Source organism: Bacillus sp. SD088 (assembly GCF_017355205.1).
In the GTDB taxonomy this organism is placed as follows: domain Bacteria; phylum Bacillota; class Bacilli; order Bacillales; family Bacillaceae_C; genus Lederbergia.
Map to the genome: position 1 here is coordinate 38349 of NZ_JADIJK010000008.1, position 17149 is coordinate 55497.

Consider the following 17149-nt stretch of genomic DNA (forward strand, 5'->3'; position numbering starts at 1 on the left):
TAGACCCTCTTCTTCTTTCGATCCACCAACATAATAGTAAATTATCATAAAGGGGGAGAGGCACGAGGTTCAAGAAGAGTTGCTAAACTAGGTGCATGGAAAGGAATCCAAACTAGTGAAGAAATAAGTGAGCGAAAATCGGAATTTTAAGTGGGGAAAACATATGGTACGTAAGTAGGACCTTTTTATACAATTTATTAGTCATACTCCAAGGGTTTCCTAGAAGAATTGTTACAATATGCCTGCATAAAAAATTCATTACTACTTTTGTCTAGGCATCTCAATTTCAAACATCCCCTTTTAAATAGTATTCTAAGTCTGAAAATGCGATAAACTTGCCAAAAATCATAATTTAACTAATGTTCTATATTTTCGGATTTATATAAAATTCCTCTATAAAGCGATTAATATGGCCGTTGCCTCACAAAATTTCATTATTATTGTGAGTGTTAACTACTCGACTTTCACCATACTTTTTGAACAATCTCTTTTAGAATTGAAGTAGAACTAATCTTGTTGATCCTTATACATTTGTGAGCTAGGATATTAATGAATAAATATGGAAGGAGAAAAAGTAAATGTCTCGAACTAATATAAAAGTAGTGGTTCAAAAGTTAGGTGATTTCCACGGTTGAATACTATGTATACTTAGCTGTATAAGCTAGAAAAAAGTTTTGCGTTCTTCACTTGGACAATTATTAGTGGGTGTACTAAACTAATAAAAAAGAGTATTTTTTGATGATATTATGATTGATTAGGGTGTAAATATGGAGAAAAAGTCATTTACAATACAAGATGTTGCACGCGTGGCAGGGGTATCTGTCGCGACTGTTTCGAGGGTGCTAAATAATAGTCCATTAGTGAAGAAGAATACGACTATAAAGGTAGAAGAAGCCATTAAAAAACTTGGTTATCAACCTAATTATTTGGGACGTGATTTGAGAAGGGCAGAAACAAGGAGAGTCTTGTTTTTTACACATAGTTTAGGGACACCTATTACTGGAGAGCTTGTAAAAGGGATGGATGATGCTGCTAAACAGCATGGGTATTACCTTATGGTTTGCCCAATAGATAACAGCCGGGAGAGAGAGGAAGAATTATTACAGCTACTAAAAAACAAGATTGTTGATGGGCTAATTGTGATTAGTTCCACCCTTCAATCAGATGAATTGGATGAACTAGGCGAAAAATACCCTATTGTTCAAGTTGGTGAATGGATTGAAACACAACATATCTGTTCAGTATCTGTGGATGATGAGAAGGCGGCTATCGACGCGGTGAATCATTTAATTGGGTTGGGGCATAAGCGAATCGCCATGATTAATAGTCATGTCCCCAAAATGACATCTTCTAAAATATTGCGAGAACGCGGGTATATAAAAGCCCTACAATCTGCAAATATACCTTTCGATGAAGCATTACTTAAGCATGGAGAGGAAACGTATGAAAAGAGTTTTCAGTTAACAACTGAATTACTCAAAATAGAAAGCCCACCGACAGCTATTTTTTGTTATAACGACGTTCTCGCGATTGGTTGTGTAAATGCTATAAAAGCATCTGGGTATAAAATACCCGATGACATTGCTGTCATAGGGTTTGATAATACAAAAGAGGCGATCATGTCTACTCCTACAATTACAACCATTCACCAACCAAAATATGAGCTGGGCTACAAAACAATGGAATTGCTTATTCATAATATGAAAAATGAACAAAACAAGGGTAAACATATTACAATAGAGCATAAACTTATTATTCGGGATTCTAGTTGTTCTTAAAGATTAATAGTGTCTCGGTTTTTATTATGGAGTATATGATAGTTGGGTAAACAATGGTTTACTTTATATATTAATCCTCATTGCAAGCTTTGTTATCTAGCTTAAATAAAGTCACTCATACTTTCAAAGGCAACTTTGAAAGTTTTATTTATTTTTTTATAAAAAGAGATTGCATTTTTTGTATATTCAAGTTAGTATGATTATCAAGAAATGTAATCCATTACATTATTGTTTTTATTGAATGTAATCCGTTACATTTTGTATTATTTCAAGGGAGGATTTATTCATGAGTTTATCTTTAGGTTTACAATTGTATTCTGTAAGGGATGAATTGGAAAAAGACTATATAGGAACTTTGGAAAAGATAGCGGAAATTGGATATGAAAACCTAGAAGTTGCGATTCACAATGCAGATGAAGGTTTGAAAATTGGCGGGATGCATGCAGCAGACATTAAGAAACAACTAGATCGACTTGGTATGAAGGTTGTTTCAAGTCATATTGCCCCTCTTGATAAGGTAGATTGGGACGAAGTGGCAGATTTTAGTCATACACTTGGAAGTGAGGCAGTCGGATGTTCCATTGCATTTTTCAAAAACCTTCAAGAAATTCAAGAGTTTAGTGCGGAATTAAATAAATATGCGGAAGAGTGCAAGAAACGTAATCTTGATTTCTATTATCACAACCATTTTCAAGAATTTCAGAAGTTTGACGGAAAATATGCTTTTGATATTCTACTTGAACATACAGATAAAGATCTAGTAAAAGTTGAATTTGACACCTACTGGGCTCTTAGAGGGGGCGTTGATCCAATTGAGTATTTAACAAAGCTTGGATCGCGTTGCGAATTGCTTCATCAAAAAGATTTGCCAGTGACAACACAGCCTCAAAATTTATTTGAGTTAGTTGGGGAAGAGGAAGAGATTACGTTTGAACGTTTCGTTCAAATTCCCCAAAAGGAAGATTTTACTGAAATTGGGGATGGAATAATGGATATCACTAGTATTTTGAAAGAAGCTGAGCGAATTAATGCAGCAAAGTATATTTTTGTAGAACAAGATCTTACGTCTAGAAATCAATTGGAAAGTGTTGAGATTAGCTATAAAAATATCACTGAGCTCCTGAAAAAAGGCAACTAATAACAAAGCATAGAACCTATAGAGGTTACAACAGGAGGTAATTTCATGAGTGAAAAAGAAAAGTCAAAATTAAAAATTGCCATTATAGGCTGTGGGGGGATTGCACAACAAAAACATATGCCAGCTCTCTACAAGTTAAGAAATAAAGCTGAAATGGTTGCCTTTTGTGATGTTGTGGAGGAAAGGGCTTCCAATGCGGCGGAACAATACGGGTCTGAGGATGCAAGGGTTTATGTAGATTATAAAGATTTACTAAATGATTCGTCTATTGATGTCGTTCATGTCTGCACACCAAATGTGTCTCACTCTGTCATTACAGTTGATGCCTTGGAAGCGGGAAAGCATGTCATGTGTGAAAAGCCTATGGCCATTAACTCTGAAGAAGCTATGCTCATGATAGATGCTGCGAAACGGACAGGTAAAAAGCTGACAATTGGATATCAAAATCGTTTCAGAGGAGATTCAAATGTATTAAGTGAGGCATGCAAAAATAATGATTTAGGCGAGGTGTATTTCGCTAAAGCTCATGCCATTCGGCGCCGAGGAGTTCCCACTTGGGGAGTGTTTATGGATAAAGAAAAGCAAGGCGGAGGCCCACTAATTGATATTGGAACACATGCGTTAGACCTAACATTATGGTTCATGAATAATTATAAGCCGAAACTGGTTGTAGGTTCCAGTTTTCAAAAGTTAAAGGATAAAAATGAAGGAAATATGTTTGGTCCCTGGGATCCCGATCAATATAATGTGGAAGACTCAGCATTTGGCTATATTAAAATGGAAAATGGAGCAACTATTATGCTTGAAGCATCATGGGCTTTGAATATGATAAATGGAAAAGAAGCACAAGTAACATTATGTGGAACTGAGGCAGGGGCCGAGATGTTCGGTGAGGCATGGGAAGGAAAAGGGTATGTTACGTTTAACTCAACAAAATATGGCCAACTTACTGAAACGTCTACATCCTCCGGCGGAGGGGTCGCTTACTTTGACGGTGAAGAATTAGGCGCAGGTGAGGCCGAAGCAAAAGCCTGGATTGAAGCCATTCTTGAAGATAAAGAACCGCTTGTAAAACCGGAAGAGGCTTATGTGGTAACGCAAATTCTCGAAGCCATATACAAATCGGCTGAAACAGGGAAAGCTATAGAATTATAATAATCACCATGATAATAGGTATCTTATCAATGTCGAAAAAACAAAAACGTCATTTTGAACATTTTTTTCAACAGTTAGATGATGGACAAAATCCTCGCCATTATAGGCGAGGGTTGTATAGAATCATTATAGTGAAAGTGGGGTAGAGGAGATGACGGGTAAAATCGAAAAAATTAGTTTGAAAGAAAAAATAAGTTATAGTTTTGGAGATTTAGCATCCAACTTTGTCTGGGGAATGACAACAAGTTATTTACTTTTTTTCTATACAGATATTTTCGGGATATCTGCAGCGGCCGTAGGGACACTCTTTTTAATTACTCGAATTTGGGATGCGATTAATGATCCAATTATGGGAATATTGATAGATAAGACGAAAAGTAAACATGGGAAAGCAAGGCCTTATTTGCTATATTTGCCAATCCCCTTTGCTATATTAAGTGTCATCACTTTTATTACCCCAAATTTTCCGGATTTAGGAAAGCTAGTATATGCCTATCTCACCTACTTCTTATTAGGAATGATTTACACCGCAATTAACATTCCTTATGGAGCGTTAATGCCAATGATGACAAGGGATTCGCATGAAAAATCTCAACTAGGTAGTTTTCGAATGATGGGTTTAGCCATGGGTTCAATACTGGTATCAGCCCTTACCCTTCCATTGGTTGATTTCTTTGGGGGTGGTAACCAGAGGATTGGATTTCCGATCACGATGGCCCTCTTTTCTGTAATTGGTATTATATTATTTTATATTACATTCAAAAACTGTAAAGAACGATACTCTGAGCAAGTTGACACAAAAAAACAAGTGAAAATCACCAAATCTGTTTCGAATATGTTTAAGAATCAACCTTGGTTGATGATTGCTAGCAGTTCTTTACTTCAGTTTTTACGAATAGGAGCCATGTTTGGTGTCCTGATTTATTATGTAACGTATGTGCTAGAACAACCATCTTTAGTCCCACTTTATTTAACATTAGCCAATCTAGCAAATTTTGCTGGTGGTGCCATTGCGCCCCCTATATTAAAGCGCTTCGGTAATCGAAATGGCAGTATCGTCGTGTTATCTTTAGCTTTCATCTCATTTATTCTGCTTATCTTTTTAGAGAGTAGTTCAGCCTATCTCTTTGCATCGGTATTTTTTATAGCAAATACCTTTATTGGAGTAAGTGGTTCAGCAAACTTTGCCCTGTTAGCGGATACAGTCGATTATCAAGAATATAAATTTGGACGAAGAACAGAAGGTTTACTTTATTCAGCCTATAGTTTTGCAACGAAGTTTGGTATTGCCATTGGTTCTGCGGTTGTCGCCTATGCTTTAGGTTGGGCCGGGTATAATCCAAGTGCGCTAACGGGTGAGGCAGTTAGTATGATCCGGATTTTAATGTTTGCAGGACCAATTTTATTTACTTTAGTTCAAATCATTGTACTAATTTTTTACAAACTAGACGAAAACCATTCGCAAATTATTGCCAAGTTAGGTGAAAGAAATGTAAATAATGGTGCCATATAGGTTTATTTTAGAGAAATAATATACTAAATGAACCAGTTGAAGTTAAATTGGAAAGCATCCTGCTAAGACTGGGTACTAGTCTCAGTCTTAGCAGGACGCATTTATATTGAACCTAATATTTTCTGGAGTGTGGGATAGAAAAAGAACTTTTCCGTAAAAGTTAATGTACAATAGATATAAAGAAGGAGAAAAACAGCTGAAGATAACTAAGGTGTTTATCTGCAACTGCCTTGTCTAATTGAACAGTTGAAGTATTATCTATTAGCAAAAGTACTTTTAGATCAGTTCTCGGCCTTCATGATTGATTAGAGCCAAGTGCTTGAAGAATTTTATCTAGCATATCAACGTTGGGAATCGCATTATTATTTTCAAAACGACTAGTATAGGGTTACGAGGCGTTAACCGTCTCAACGAGTTCTTTGGTGGTCATTTTTTTCGCCTTTCTTAACGCCTTTAATTATTCTCCAATTCGCAGTTGCTCCATTAGAAGCCCCTTCAATTACGCTTTTTCCTCCATTTTACGTTGATTAAATGGAAAACTCATGAAGAATACCACAAGCTGTTGCAAAATGACGAGTGCCTTCTTCTTCAAGCTATCTCTGGTCTACCTTTTACCAATTATCAGAAATAACACTACGTGTGAAATCTACGCTTGTCTTAAAATCCTCTTCATTCTCAATGCCATGCAAAAGCATGCCACCTATATAATTATACTCTTTTAACTTTTCAAGATAATAGGGAAAGTCGACAATCCCGTTGCCAGCATGGGTAAAATGGAGCTCGCTTCCTTCTTTAATGTCCTTCCCATGTGCGATATAGATATCATTCCCTAATAAGTCAAACGCTTCGTCGATAATGGGCCGAACATATTCCCTTTTTGCTTGGCCCTTCTGAAATAAGTTGGCCACATCCATGATGATTTTTAACCGTTTAGACTGAAATTCGTCCAGTAGCTGGCGTGCCTTTTTTGCGGAATTGACACAATTGCTTGCTTCACATTCAATCCCCAAAGTGAGGTCGTAACGTTCGGCTATTTTTAGCACTTTTTCCATGGAATCCATCATATCGTCCCAAGCGGCTTGCGTATTGTTATCCTCATGAAAACGCCACATGTTCTGTGGATCCCTGCTACCTGTGCATAGCGTGATAAAACGGCAATGGAGGTCTTTACATGCTTGTGCAATAACTTCAAACCTTTGAAGTCCAAGGTTTCTTTGCTCCTTATCAGGATGAATCATATTATAAGTGCCATTAATCGCCACGATATCCACGCCATTGTGTTGCGCAGTTTGGTGGATTTCTCGTGAGAGTGCTGGATCAATGGATGCTGGCAGCTGCTCCCTACCTGCCGACAAAAAATCAAACTGAACTTCTGTAAAGCCTTTTTCACGGATTGCTGAAAACAATTCTTCCAAGGAAGACCGCTTAATCTCAATTGAATACATACCTAGCTTCATCTTTTATCATTCCTAACGAGTATGATTTTTTTAAAAAATCGCATTCTGTATTCTCGTTGTCGATCCTTTGGAGTCCTGAGTTAACTCTCTTAATCTCAAATATTAAATAGCCACACAACGATTGGGCCTAAAACAGATCCAATAATGGCACATAATGTCATGGTAACAGAACTCATTGAAAAGGTGGGTTCCCCGTATTCTGCCGCTTTTGCGGTGCCGATACCATGTGAAGCACTACCAAGGGCAATGCCTCTTCCAATCGGGCTTTGTACTCGCGCAATTTTAAAGAGTGTAGGGGCAATGATGGCACCAAAGATCCCTGCAATCATCACGCCAACAACCGCCAGGGAGGGATTTCCTCCGAGTCCTCTAGCGACCTCTATTGCAACAGGGGTTGTAAGGGATTTAGGGATAATGGAGAGAATGAGTATTTGATTGATTCCAAGTATCTTCGTTAAGAGGGCGATACTGATCATTCCGGAAACGGCACCGACCAAAACGCCTCCTAATACAGGGAATAAATGGCTGATCAAAAAATGACGTTGTTTATACAAGGGATAGGCAAGGGCTACAACAGATGGTCCTAAAAGAAAATGAATCCATTGCCCCCCGATCATATAGCGTTCATAAGGAATATGGAGTAGCAAAAGAGTCACGATAATAAGTGTAGTTGCCGTTAAAACAGGAATGAAAACTGAATAGGAATAGCGTTTGTATATTTTCGCCATGACAAGAAAAGCGATGACGGTTAATAAAATCATGCAGAACCCGAAGAAACCTTGCTGCATTCCTCTTCATCCTTTCCTTTTTGTGCCTTTTTCTCGAAAAATTGACCGGCCATCCCTGTGATGATAATGGAAATGATGGTACTTAAAAGAATAGCTATAACGAGCAATGCGCCATGTAACGAAAGTAAGGAAGGGTATTCCATGATCCCAACTGTAGCTGGGATAAACAGTAACATTAGAATACCCAATAAAAAACCAGCTCCACTTTCAATAAACTTTACTGGGATTATTTTTAAACACAAACAAATGAAAAGTAAGATAAGCCCAATAATACTGCCTGGGATGACCAAGTGGAAGAAATTTTGAATAACGGTTCCAACAAAATGAAAAAGATATAAAATACAAATTTGTAAAATGATGACAAAGATTTTCATGATGGCATTGCTCCTTTCGGAACCGACCATGAAGTCTATATGGGAAGCGAACTCAATCAGGCCATGATCCCGTATAATTTGCGGATTATCCTTATTATATAAGTATAGATGGAAACGAGATTGACATGCAAATAAGTTAAAAACACGAAGTCTTATCCGAAGACAAGTGAAACGCCATTGGAGTAAAATTCATAAGCGTTTAGGGATGGAGTTCTATCTTAGTCTCTGGAAAAGTGCCAGACTCTACAACAATTGGAATGTCTATTTAGAATCTGGCACAGAACTAAATTATTTTTTAAAATAAAAAATTAAAGGAATCTTTTTCTTATCTACCATTCTTGAGTTTCTTTTTCCGCCAGCCGCCAATTTGATCTTGAACATATAATCCGTTAAGAAGCCGGATATTTAGGACTGCAGTCTTCTGCATCTATCTGTTCTGCTTTCTTCTATGAGGGTATTTTTAAATGTGAATTAGGATAAATAGATACTTTTTTACGTTTAAAAATGATATCATTTCCTGAAATTCTCAGAGTGAAGATTTAGTTTATCTTGCGTCTACTTTGTCTTCTTACTAATAGATAGGTCCCCCCTAAAGTAATGCCTCCGAGTGGAAGCCCAATGCCGATAGTGGTGAATGCCTTTTTACGCTGTTCTTGCTTTCTTAAGGCCTGACCGTCTTCGAATAATGTGTTATAGAGAGCAACTGATTCTTTGTTTTCCTTATATTCTTCCGGGATAAAATAATCTGCATTTGTATGTCCGTTTTCAAAAGCTGTTTCTTTAATGTTAACTGCCGTATTGTTAGAATCATATCCTTCTTTATGCCATGCTAGTAGGTCCTTCTGATTATAGCTTTCTGGTACTTCATAATTCATTAGAAGGTAAGCGTCTTGATACCCTTCTTTTAAAACTTCCCTTTTTCTAGATAATTTCCCTTCCTCATAGCCTTGTTCATATGATGAGATAAATTTCTTGTTAATGGAAGTTGTATCAGGCTTAGCTAGTTCGTATCCATTCTTTTTTCCCTGCTCTAATTGTTTTGCTTTTTCTTCTTTGCTTCTAGTTTCATAGCCCTTTTCATAATGGGTCTTAAAAGATTTTATTAAAGTTTCGTCGTCTAGATAGTTTTTCGGAATCACGAGTTTCTCAAGAGAATAACCTAAATCGTATCCTTTTTCTTCAGATTGATGGATGAATTGTTCCCTAGTAAATGCTTTAATATAGGCTTCTTGATAGCTAGAATTCCATTCTTGTGATTGGGCACTATCTTCTCTAACTGCTTGTTCCCCATTTTTACGGTAATCACTTTGACCGTCTTTTTTTCCTTGCTTCGCTCCTGCTTTTTTATCCTTTTCTTGAATCGCCTTTAAACCGTCAAGATATCCAGCTTCGTACCCAGTGGTGAATCCTTGTTTGTACCCTTCGTTTCCAGAGTTACTTTCAGAAGCTTTTTCTTTTCTGTTGTAACCATCCTCATATCCCTGTTCCTTTCCTGCATCTTTTCCTTCCTCAACGTCGGCCTGAGTGTAACTAGGTTTTGATGAAGATCCAGAGTTTGCATTTTCCCCAGAGTTCGAGTTAGGAGTTGCATCTGAACTGCCACCATTGTGATAATGATACTCTCCATATTCAAGGCCCCATTTTTCACAATTCGTTCTACATGTATGCCCACCATTAGCATCTGTTCTTCCCGGATGTGCCTCTACTTTTGTTATAGAAAATAAAATACATCCTAGTAGTAAAATAGATATATAACTCTTTTTCATATTGGCCCCTTAGTCCTTTCTATAATATAGGAAAATATTCCCTTTTTTCATTATAATGGAGATGTTATCGAGAACTATTTGTTTTTATATAAAGTAATCAATATTTTCATACCAATTTTTAGAGAATTAGATAATTAGTTTACGGTTAACGAAAAGGAGTATCCAAAAATTGAACAGATCGGAGAAAGCAGGGGCAAGCCCTGTTATTAAGGAGATTGGAATAGTGGAAAGACAGTGGCTTGTACCTATGTCCTTCTGAAACCGCCACCTAAGGTCTATTGTCTAGCATATTAATGCCGTATATTGCTTATCGAGTTATATTATATTAAAATAAAAAACAAAGCTTCCCTTTCCAAAGGGATCCTTCAGCTCTTTGGGGGATAATAATTCAATGAAAGGCATTGTTAAAGTAGTTTTCTTTAAAAAACTACTTTAATAATGCCTTTTTCTTTAGGTAATAAAAGAACACAAAAAGTTTCGAAAAAAAGTAAGTAATGATTAGATGATTTATAGAACGTTTGAGACATTCATATATCAGAAGGAGAGATGGAGATGAAGTTTGATACAAATACCGTTGTCATTAAGGTAATCGGTGTTGGAGGCGGAGGAAACAATACCGTAAACCGAATGATCGAGTATGGGGTTCAGGGTGTGGAATTTATTACTGTCAATACAGATGCGCAAGCGATCAGGTCATCACAAGCTGAAAGTAAGATGCAAATCGGTGCAACATTGACAAAAGGCTTAGGAGCGGGAGCTAATCCGGAGATAGGTAAAAAGGCAGTTAAAGAAAGTAAAGAAAAGCTCCAAAGGATCATTAAGGATGCTGACATGGTGATTGTCACAGCGGGGATGGGAGGAGGTACAGGAACAGGTGCCGCCCCTGCAATTGCCGAAATTGCTCGTGAGTTTGGCAGACTCACCATTGGTGTTGTAACATATCCCTTTAGGTTCGAGGGTCGTAAGCGGGCAATACAAGCGGAAGTTGGAATCGCTACAATGAAGAAAGCGGTAGACAGTTTAATTGTTATTCCAAACGATCGCTTATTGGAGATAATACATAAAAATACACCTATGATTGAAGCTTTTCGTGAAGCGGATCATGTCCTTCGTCAAAGTATCCAAGGAATCACCGATTTAATTACCATACCTGGATTAATCAATGTTGATTTTGCCGATGTCAAAACAATCATGTCCAATAAAGGTTCGGCTTTAATAGGCCTTGGGAGTGCAACAGGTAAAGGCCGTGCAATTGAAGCTACAAAAAAGGCTATTTCTAGCCCGTTACTTGGAACCTCCTTAGATGGCGCCCAAGGTCTGCTCATGAAACTCACAGGCGGTACCAATTTAAGTCTATATGAGATACAAGAGGCTGCAAATATTATTACTTCTAAGACAAACAACGAGCTAAATATGATTTTCGGTTCTACCATTAACGAAGACTTACAGGACGAGGTTATTATCACTGTTATTGCTACTGGCTTTAATGACCCGAAGGATAGAATTTAATAAAATAAGGGAAAACGGCCAACTAATCTGTAGGTATAGTGTACCGAAAAATGAAAGTAAGCTAGAGTTTACTATTATCAATAAAATAGCGTATCCACTCCTAACATTTTTCTTATTATATATATGGAAAACATAAGTAAAACTAACTTTATTGATATTTTTAATATAGCTAACCTCGTGATAACATATTTAATATTATTGTATTAACCGATCAAAGGAGTTGTAGATGACAGATAATGTCTGATAATCAAAATCAAGTGAAAATTGTACCACTAATGATATCCTTACTCATGTGTGGTTTTATGGGGATGTTTAGTGAAACGGCCCTTAATATTGCATTACATCATTTAATGATAGAATTTGATGTTTCCGCTGCTACTGTCCAGTGGTTAACAACTAGCTATCTGCTCGTTTTAGGTATTCTTATTCCTATTTCGGGTTTGCTAATTAGACGATTTAAAACTAAAAAAATATTTATTACTGCCATCCTTTTTTCTATTACTGGTTTAGTGCTTGCAGCCAATTCTCCTAACTTTTTTATATTGTTACTTGGTCGAATTATCCAAGCATGTGGAACGGGTCTCGTAACACCATTATTATTTAATACTATTTTGGTTGTTTTTCCTCCGAATAGACGTGGAGTGGCCATGGGGATTGTTGGTTTGGTTATGATGTTTGCACCGGCAATCGGTCCAGCTGTTTCTGGATTTATTATTGAACATCTAAGTTGGCATTGGGTATTTTGGATACCGATCCCATTTTTAATCATTTCCTTATACTTGGGCCTAATATATTTGATTGATCTATCTATTACAGACAAACCAGCAATTGATTACGTTTCTATTGTTTTATCAACATTGGGATTTAGCGGGCTTGTTATGGGGGTCAGTCTTGCGGGGGAAGAGCATGTAGGATGGACAAGTGTGTCAGTTCTTGTTTCTCTTTCAACGGGGCTAATATCTCTAATTTTATTTGGCTGGCGTCAGTTAATACTTGAGGAGCCAATCCTTAATATACGGGTTTTTAAACATCCTATGTTTGTAATGGGGATAGGATTAACAGTTTTAAGTAACATGATAATATTTTCAAGTAATTTACTACTACCTATGTACATACAAGGAGGGCTTGGTTTATCTTCAGCAGCGGCAGGCTTACTATTGCTGCCAGGAGGGGTTATTAATGGAATTATGTCACTTGTTAACGGACATTTATTTGATAAATATGGTCCTAGATGGTTAGTGATCCCTGGTTTTATATTAGGTTTTACCTCGGTGCTTGTCTTTTCACAGATATCAACTACTACTCATGGGTTAACGATTATCGTCTTCTATACTCTTTTAATGGTAGGGATGTCTATGATAACAACACCGTCGCAAACAAATGGATTAAATCAATTGGAACGAAGTAATTATCCTGATGGGACAGCAATTGTGAATACCACCATTCAGACTTCTGGTGCAATTGGTACGGCTATCGCTGTCAGTATACTCAATAGAAGTCAAAATGCTTTTTTAGCTCAAGTAAATAATCCTCAGAATGGTACTGCTCAGATAGGGGCCTTGGTCCAGGGGATTCAGCATGCATATAACTTTGCCGTAATTGTAGCTATTATTGGCTTAATATGTTCCCTATTTATTAAACGTGTACTGGTTACTCAGTTATCACTAAAGAAATTCCCTAAATAAAAACAGATAGGACAACGGCAAAAGACACATAATGTTTTTTTATATACCGAACTTCGCTAAAAAGGCGCCCTGTGCTTTTTTGATTGTTAAGGAAACTATAAAATTCTTGGCCTGTGGATAACTGTTTACGTTGCGGCTTGACATCCAGCTCCAGCGCCCAGCGACTAGCAAACTTTCGGTTTCTTCCTACGATAAGTCAACATCCATTCGCTTTCCAAGCTCATGGTGTTTCCTTTATCTCGTCAGAACCCTAAAAAGTTTGTACGTCGCTAAACGGGCGCTTGCGCTTTTGTTCTTCATTATACAAAAGTCGTAGGATTTTGGAACTGTATTTTGAAAGAGTCTATCAGTAAACCATTAATTCTAGAACTATTCACTCGAAAATACAGTCTCTAATGAAATTCAAAATGCTACTTGGTATTGTAGAATTCCCTGTTTATTTCCTTATCTAGAGAAACAAGCTATTGAGAACGGGTACTTGGGGAAGAGGCTTTGCAATAGCTAAAATAAATTTGGGAGTTTCGCTGAAATCCATACTTCGGCAGAATAACTATTTTTTTACTGCTACTAATTCTATCATCTTTTTAAACACATATATCTTCCTATTGTTATTTTTATAGATACTCCTTATACTTTTAAAAGTGAACATTTCAAAAAGATTAACATTTAATGTTCGTCTTTTACTTCGATAGGGGGATCAAAATGACAAAAAGTATGAAAGTATTTGCGATTCTAGCTATTTCCATTTTGATGTTAATGGGTTGTGCATCGGCACAAGGAACATCAAAGAAAACAAATGAACAACCTGCAAAGGCGGAACCTATTGCTGTACAAGGGGCGATGGATGTTGAAGTTTCCGCATTACTTGATGCAATGGGGGACTATAAAGAAGAGAAATATGGCAATTATTCCTTTTATGTTGGGGAAATTGAAGAGATTCCTGTTGTTGTTTCAAGAACAGAGGTGGGAATGGTCAATGCCGCTGCATCCACTGCACTCTTGATAGAGAAATATCATCCAAAAGCGATTATTAATCAAGGAACAGCAGGTGGACATGATCCGAATATTCATGTGTTTGATACAGTTATTGGTACAGAGGTTATGAATATTGGTAGCTTCCGCTCTGATCATTTAGATGAAGGACAAGGAATGAAGCCGGAAAAATGGCTACATATGACCACTGATATAAGAGAAGCGGATGGAGAAACGAAAGAGTATGCAGCTCTTCCAAGTGATGAAAAGCTAGTAGAAGCAGCTTTAAGTGTGGTAGATCAATACGAATACGGTGACGTAGTAGAGGGGAAAATTGGAAGTGGAGACTGGTGGAACAGAGAAATTGACCGAATCCAATGGTTCCACGAAAACTTCGGAACAAGTGCCGAAGAAATGGAGGCTTTTGCCGTAGCTCAAGTTGCTCATGTACAAGGTGTACCCTTCTTATCTATACGCACCATCTCAAACTCTGAAGTAACAGATGATAATATTGAGGATTTAGAAAAGGCTGGACAATACGGCGCCGAATTTTCGATTGAAGTCGTGAAGGCGATTGGGGAATAATAGGATGCCATTGTAGTTAGATAAAAAAGGGCTGTCCAATAAGTCCCCAAAAGGACTGGCGGATGTTGTAGGGGCACAGCGACTCCGCGGAAAGCGTGCCCCCGGAACGGAAGACAACCGGAAACCACACACCAACTTTTACATGCCTAGAAGAAGGGCTGTCACAGAAAAGCTCAGTTTTCACTGACTTTCTGGACAGCCCTTTTTCTATTTATAGAAGAGAATAAACCCACTCATACTTAGGAGGCGGCTACTATATATACCAGCCACAAAAGTGGATGCTCAACTTTTCTTGTGTGCGGGTGGTGGTCGTGGTACTTTATGTTAAGAGGGAGGTGAAATTTAGTGGGAGACTCAAGTTCTAGTGGTACAATGGAAGGAATTAGCAATTTGTTTGAGTGGATCGCAAAGTTAGCATATCTTAATCTCTTGTGGATTTTGTTTTCAGTTGTAGGTCTTGGCGTTCTAGGAGTAGGACCAGCGACCGTGAGTGTGTTTACAATAATTCGACAATGGTTGCACAGCGATAGGGACTTTTCTATTTGGAAGACATTTATAGAAACGTATCGCCAAGAATTTTGGCGGGCAAATGGTCTTACGCTCCTTATTGCCCCTGTTTGTCTTTTTGTATTTGTTGACTTTGCGGTTATTCGTACGCTGCCAACAAGTTTTCTAATTGATTTTATCGTATTTCCCGCAGTGATTATTCTTTCACTAATCACGATAGTTGCCATAAGCTACTTGTTTGCGACATATGTTCATTTTAATGTCCCTTTTTGGGTCAAAGTAAAGTATGCATTGCTTATTGCCGGTTTGTACCCGTTATCAGGCCTGCTTATACTGGTGGGGCTGTTTATATTTGCAATTATCGCTTTTATCATACCAGCTATTATTCCATTTTATGCTGTAAGTGTTCCGGCCTTCATCATACAAATAAGCGCGCTAAGGGCATTTCGGAAACTAGCCTCTCAACAAAAAGTGATAAATGACCCCAAACGTTAAACCCAGGGGTTACTCTCATAAAAGAAATAAACAAAGATACTAAAGCAGGATCGAAAACTGCTGTGCAAATTCGCAAAAAAGTTAGTGTTGTGGAATGAACATGAAGGGGTGGGGATAGAGAAAAATCCCGCATTTTAGCCCTATTGATGAACTTTACTTTGTAGTTAGACGAACAATAACGTGAATTATAGAAAGTTATCAGATCGCAAAATAAAGAATTGACAAAAAAGGGCTTTCATCATATATTAAATGTAAAGCGCTTTACAAGATGAGGGAAGTTATGACTACTATTTATGATATCGCTAAAAAATCAGGTTATTCCATTACAACTGTATCTAAAGTATTAAATCATCATCCTAATGTTAGTGAGAAAGCTAAGGAAAAAGTATTAACCGCTGTCGAAGAATTAAATTATATGCCAAACTCTACTGCTAGAACGCTAGCTACAAAGAAGTCTTGGATGATCGGTGTTGTATTTAATGAACATTTAGATATCGGAATTGCCCACCCATTTTTTGGTCAGGTGATTGAAGGTGCTAAGAAACACCTTGAATTTTATAATTATGATTTATTACTAGTCTCTAGAAATCTAGACACTAAACGCTCTTATTCTGATCATTTGCTGCGTCGTGGGGTGGATGGAGTCATTGTGATCAACCTATCACCCGACGATAAGGAAGTAAAAAAAATTTATGATGCCTCCATACCGGCCGTTTATATTGATATGGCATTAGATAATGCAAATATAGTGCAAAGTGACAATGTTCAAGGGAGTATACTAGCGGTTGATTATCTATATGAATTGGGGCATAGGAAAATTGCTCATATTGCGGGAAGTTCATCCACCTTTGTGGCTAGAGAACGAATACTAGGTTTTCAACAGGCAATGGAGAAAAATTGCTTGTCGATCCCTGATGATTATATAGTTGATGGTGGCTACTATGCTTCTGAAGGCGGACGAAAGGCGATGGTTCAGTTGCTAGCGCATACAGAACGACCTACAGCCGTCTTTGTTTCTGGAGATTATATGGCAATTGGGGCAATGGAGGCTGTGAAGGATGCAAGATTAAGGATTCCTGAAGACATTTCAATCATAGGGTTTGATGATATTTCGGTCGCGAGGTATATTGATCCACCTTTAACGACTGTCAGGCAAGAAAAGGAATTGATTGGCCGGCAAGCTGCTATGTTATTGCTTGATGAAATCAATGGGCTTTTAAAAGGACCTTTAGCAAGAAAGATCCCTGTTCGATTGGTCAAGCGAGGTTCTTGTATACAGATGAGTAGAATATCGACCCGATAATTGATAAACTTCCTCTTCTCTTTATAGAGAAGAACTTTTTGCAAAATAATGTAAAGCGCTTTATGTATAAATGAAGTAGTGATTAAGTCCTGTTTATTGAAAGATATCATTGATATATCAAACT

General features: G+C 37.5%; 13 protein-coding genes. 9 read left to right on the plus strand and 4 right to left on the minus strand.

Features of this window, described 5'->3' with window-relative positions; genetic code table 11:
- Positions 1 to 767: 767 nt before the first annotated feature.
- From IPU53_RS08945 to IPU53_RS08960, 4 genes are all read left to right on the plus strand, one after another.
- A complete protein-coding gene (locus IPU53_RS08945; protein ID WP_207449973.1) occupies positions 768 to 1778 on the plus strand; it encodes a LacI family DNA-binding transcriptional regulator in 1011 nt (336 codons plus the stop codon).
- Between the two features lie 286 nt (positions 1779 to 2064).
- Entirely contained in the window at positions 2065 to 2916 is an 852-nt protein-coding gene (locus IPU53_RS08950) for a sugar phosphate isomerase/epimerase family protein (RefSeq protein WP_207449974.1), read from the plus strand.
- 45 nt (positions 2917 to 2961) lie between these two features.
- Complete coding sequence (locus IPU53_RS08955; protein ID WP_207449975.1) at positions 2962 to 4071, plus strand: Gfo/Idh/MocA family protein; 1110 nt, start codon at positions 2962 to 2964, stop codon at positions 4069 to 4071.
- A 151-nt stretch (positions 4072 to 4222) separates the two neighbouring features.
- Positions 4223 to 5584, plus strand: coding sequence for an MFS transporter (locus IPU53_RS08960; protein ID WP_207449976.1), 1362 nt, complete (start codon positions 4223 to 4225; stop codon positions 5582 to 5584).
- A 611-nt stretch (positions 5585 to 6195) separates the two neighbouring features.
- Here the strand turns inward: IPU53_RS08960 and IPU53_RS08965 are convergent.
- The 4 genes from IPU53_RS08965 to IPU53_RS08980 form a co-directional block, all read right to left on the minus strand.
- A complete protein-coding gene (locus IPU53_RS08965; RefSeq protein ID WP_207449978.1) occupies positions 6196 to 7041 on the minus strand; it encodes a sugar phosphate isomerase/epimerase family protein in 846 nt (281 codons plus the stop codon).
- Between the two features lie 95 nt (positions 7042 to 7136).
- A complete protein-coding gene (locus IPU53_RS08970) occupies positions 7137 to 7829 on the minus strand; it encodes an LrgB family protein (protein WP_207449980.1) in 693 nt (230 codons plus the stop codon).
- Positions 7799 to 8203 carry a CidA/LrgA family holin-like protein gene (locus IPU53_RS08975; protein ID WP_207449982.1) on the minus strand — a complete coding sequence of 135 codons (405 nt, stop codon included), beginning with the start codon at positions 8201 to 8203 and terminating at the stop codon, positions 7799 to 7801. Before IPU53_RS08975 ends, IPU53_RS08970 begins: the two co-directional genes overlap by 31 nt.
- A 539-nt stretch (positions 8204 to 8742) precedes the next feature.
- Positions 8743 to 9969: a YHYH domain-containing protein gene (locus IPU53_RS08980; protein WP_207449984.1), complete on the minus strand. Its 1227-nt coding sequence runs from the start codon at positions 9967 to 9969 to the stop codon at positions 8743 to 8745.
- Positions 9970 to 10521: 552 nt separating this feature from the next.
- Here IPU53_RS08980 and ftsZ point away from each other — a divergent pair.
- From ftsZ to IPU53_RS09005, 5 genes are all read left to right on the plus strand, one after another.
- Positions 10522 to 11478, plus strand: a complete 957-nt coding sequence (gene ftsZ, locus IPU53_RS08985; protein ID WP_207449986.1) for a cell division protein FtsZ — start codon at positions 10522 to 10524, stop codon at positions 11476 to 11478.
- Between the two features lie 236 nt (positions 11479 to 11714).
- Positions 11715 to 13163, plus strand: a complete 1449-nt coding sequence (locus IPU53_RS08990; protein ID WP_207449988.1) for a DHA2 family efflux MFS transporter permease subunit — start codon at positions 11715 to 11717, stop codon at positions 13161 to 13163.
- A gap of 702 nt (positions 13164 to 13865) precedes the next feature.
- A complete protein-coding gene (locus tag IPU53_RS08995) occupies positions 13866 to 14720 on the plus strand; it encodes a 5'-methylthioadenosine/S-adenosylhomocysteine nucleosidase (RefSeq protein WP_207449990.1) in 855 nt (284 codons plus the stop codon).
- Between the two features lie 345 nt (positions 14721 to 15065).
- On the plus strand, positions 15066 to 15722 hold the full coding sequence (locus IPU53_RS09000; RefSeq protein ID WP_207449992.1) for a YesL family protein: 657 nt from the start codon (positions 15066 to 15068) through the stop codon (positions 15720 to 15722).
- Positions 15723 to 16002: 280 nt separating this feature from the next.
- Complete coding sequence (locus tag IPU53_RS09005; RefSeq protein WP_207449994.1) at positions 16003 to 17025, plus strand: LacI family DNA-binding transcriptional regulator; 1023 nt, start codon at positions 16003 to 16005, stop codon at positions 17023 to 17025.
- Positions 17026 to 17149 lie beyond the last annotated feature (124 nt).

Bases quoted from the DNA above. Each gene is read 5' to 3' on its own strand.
- IPU53_RS08970 (WP_207449980.1), bottom strand. From the start codon at position 7,829: ATGCAGCAAGGTTTCTTCGGGTTCTGCATGATTTTATTAACCGTCATC.
- IPU53_RS08995 (WP_207449990.1), top strand. From the start codon at position 13,866: ATGACAAAAAGTATGAAAGTATTTGCGATTCTAGCTATTTCCATTTTG.
- IPU53_RS09005 (WP_207449994.1), top strand. From the start codon at position 16,003: ATGACTACTATTTATGATATCGCTAAAAAATCAGGTTATTCCATTACA.
- IPU53_RS08955 (WP_207449975.1), top strand. From the start codon at position 2,962: ATGAGTGAAAAAGAAAAGTCAAAATTAAAAATTGCCATTATAGGCTGT.
- IPU53_RS08945 (WP_207449973.1), top strand. From the start codon at position 768: ATGGAGAAAAAGTCATTTACAATACAAGATGTTGCACGCGTGGCAGGG.
- IPU53_RS08950 (WP_207449974.1), top strand. From the start codon at position 2,065: ATGAGTTTATCTTTAGGTTTACAATTGTATTCTGTAAGGGATGAATTG.
- IPU53_RS08975 (WP_207449982.1), bottom strand. From the start codon at position 8,203: ATGAAAATCTTTGTCATCATTTTACAAATTTGTATTTTATATCTTTTT.
- IPU53_RS08960 (WP_207449976.1), top strand. From the start codon at position 4,223: ATGACGGGTAAAATCGAAAAAATTAGTTTGAAAGAAAAAATAAGTTAT.
- IPU53_RS08965 (WP_207449978.1), bottom strand. From the start codon at position 7,041: ATGAAGCTAGGTATGTATTCAATTGAGATTAAGCGGTCTTCCTTGGAA.
- IPU53_RS08990 (WP_207449988.1), top strand. From the start codon at position 11,715: ATGTCTGATAATCAAAATCAAGTGAAAATTGTACCACTAATGATATCC.
- ftsZ (WP_207449986.1), top strand. From the start codon at position 10,522: ATGAAGTTTGATACAAATACCGTTGTCATTAAGGTAATCGGTGTTGGA.
- IPU53_RS08980 (WP_207449984.1), bottom strand. From the start codon at position 9,969: ATGAAAAAGAGTTATATATCTATTTTACTACTAGGATGTATTTTATTT.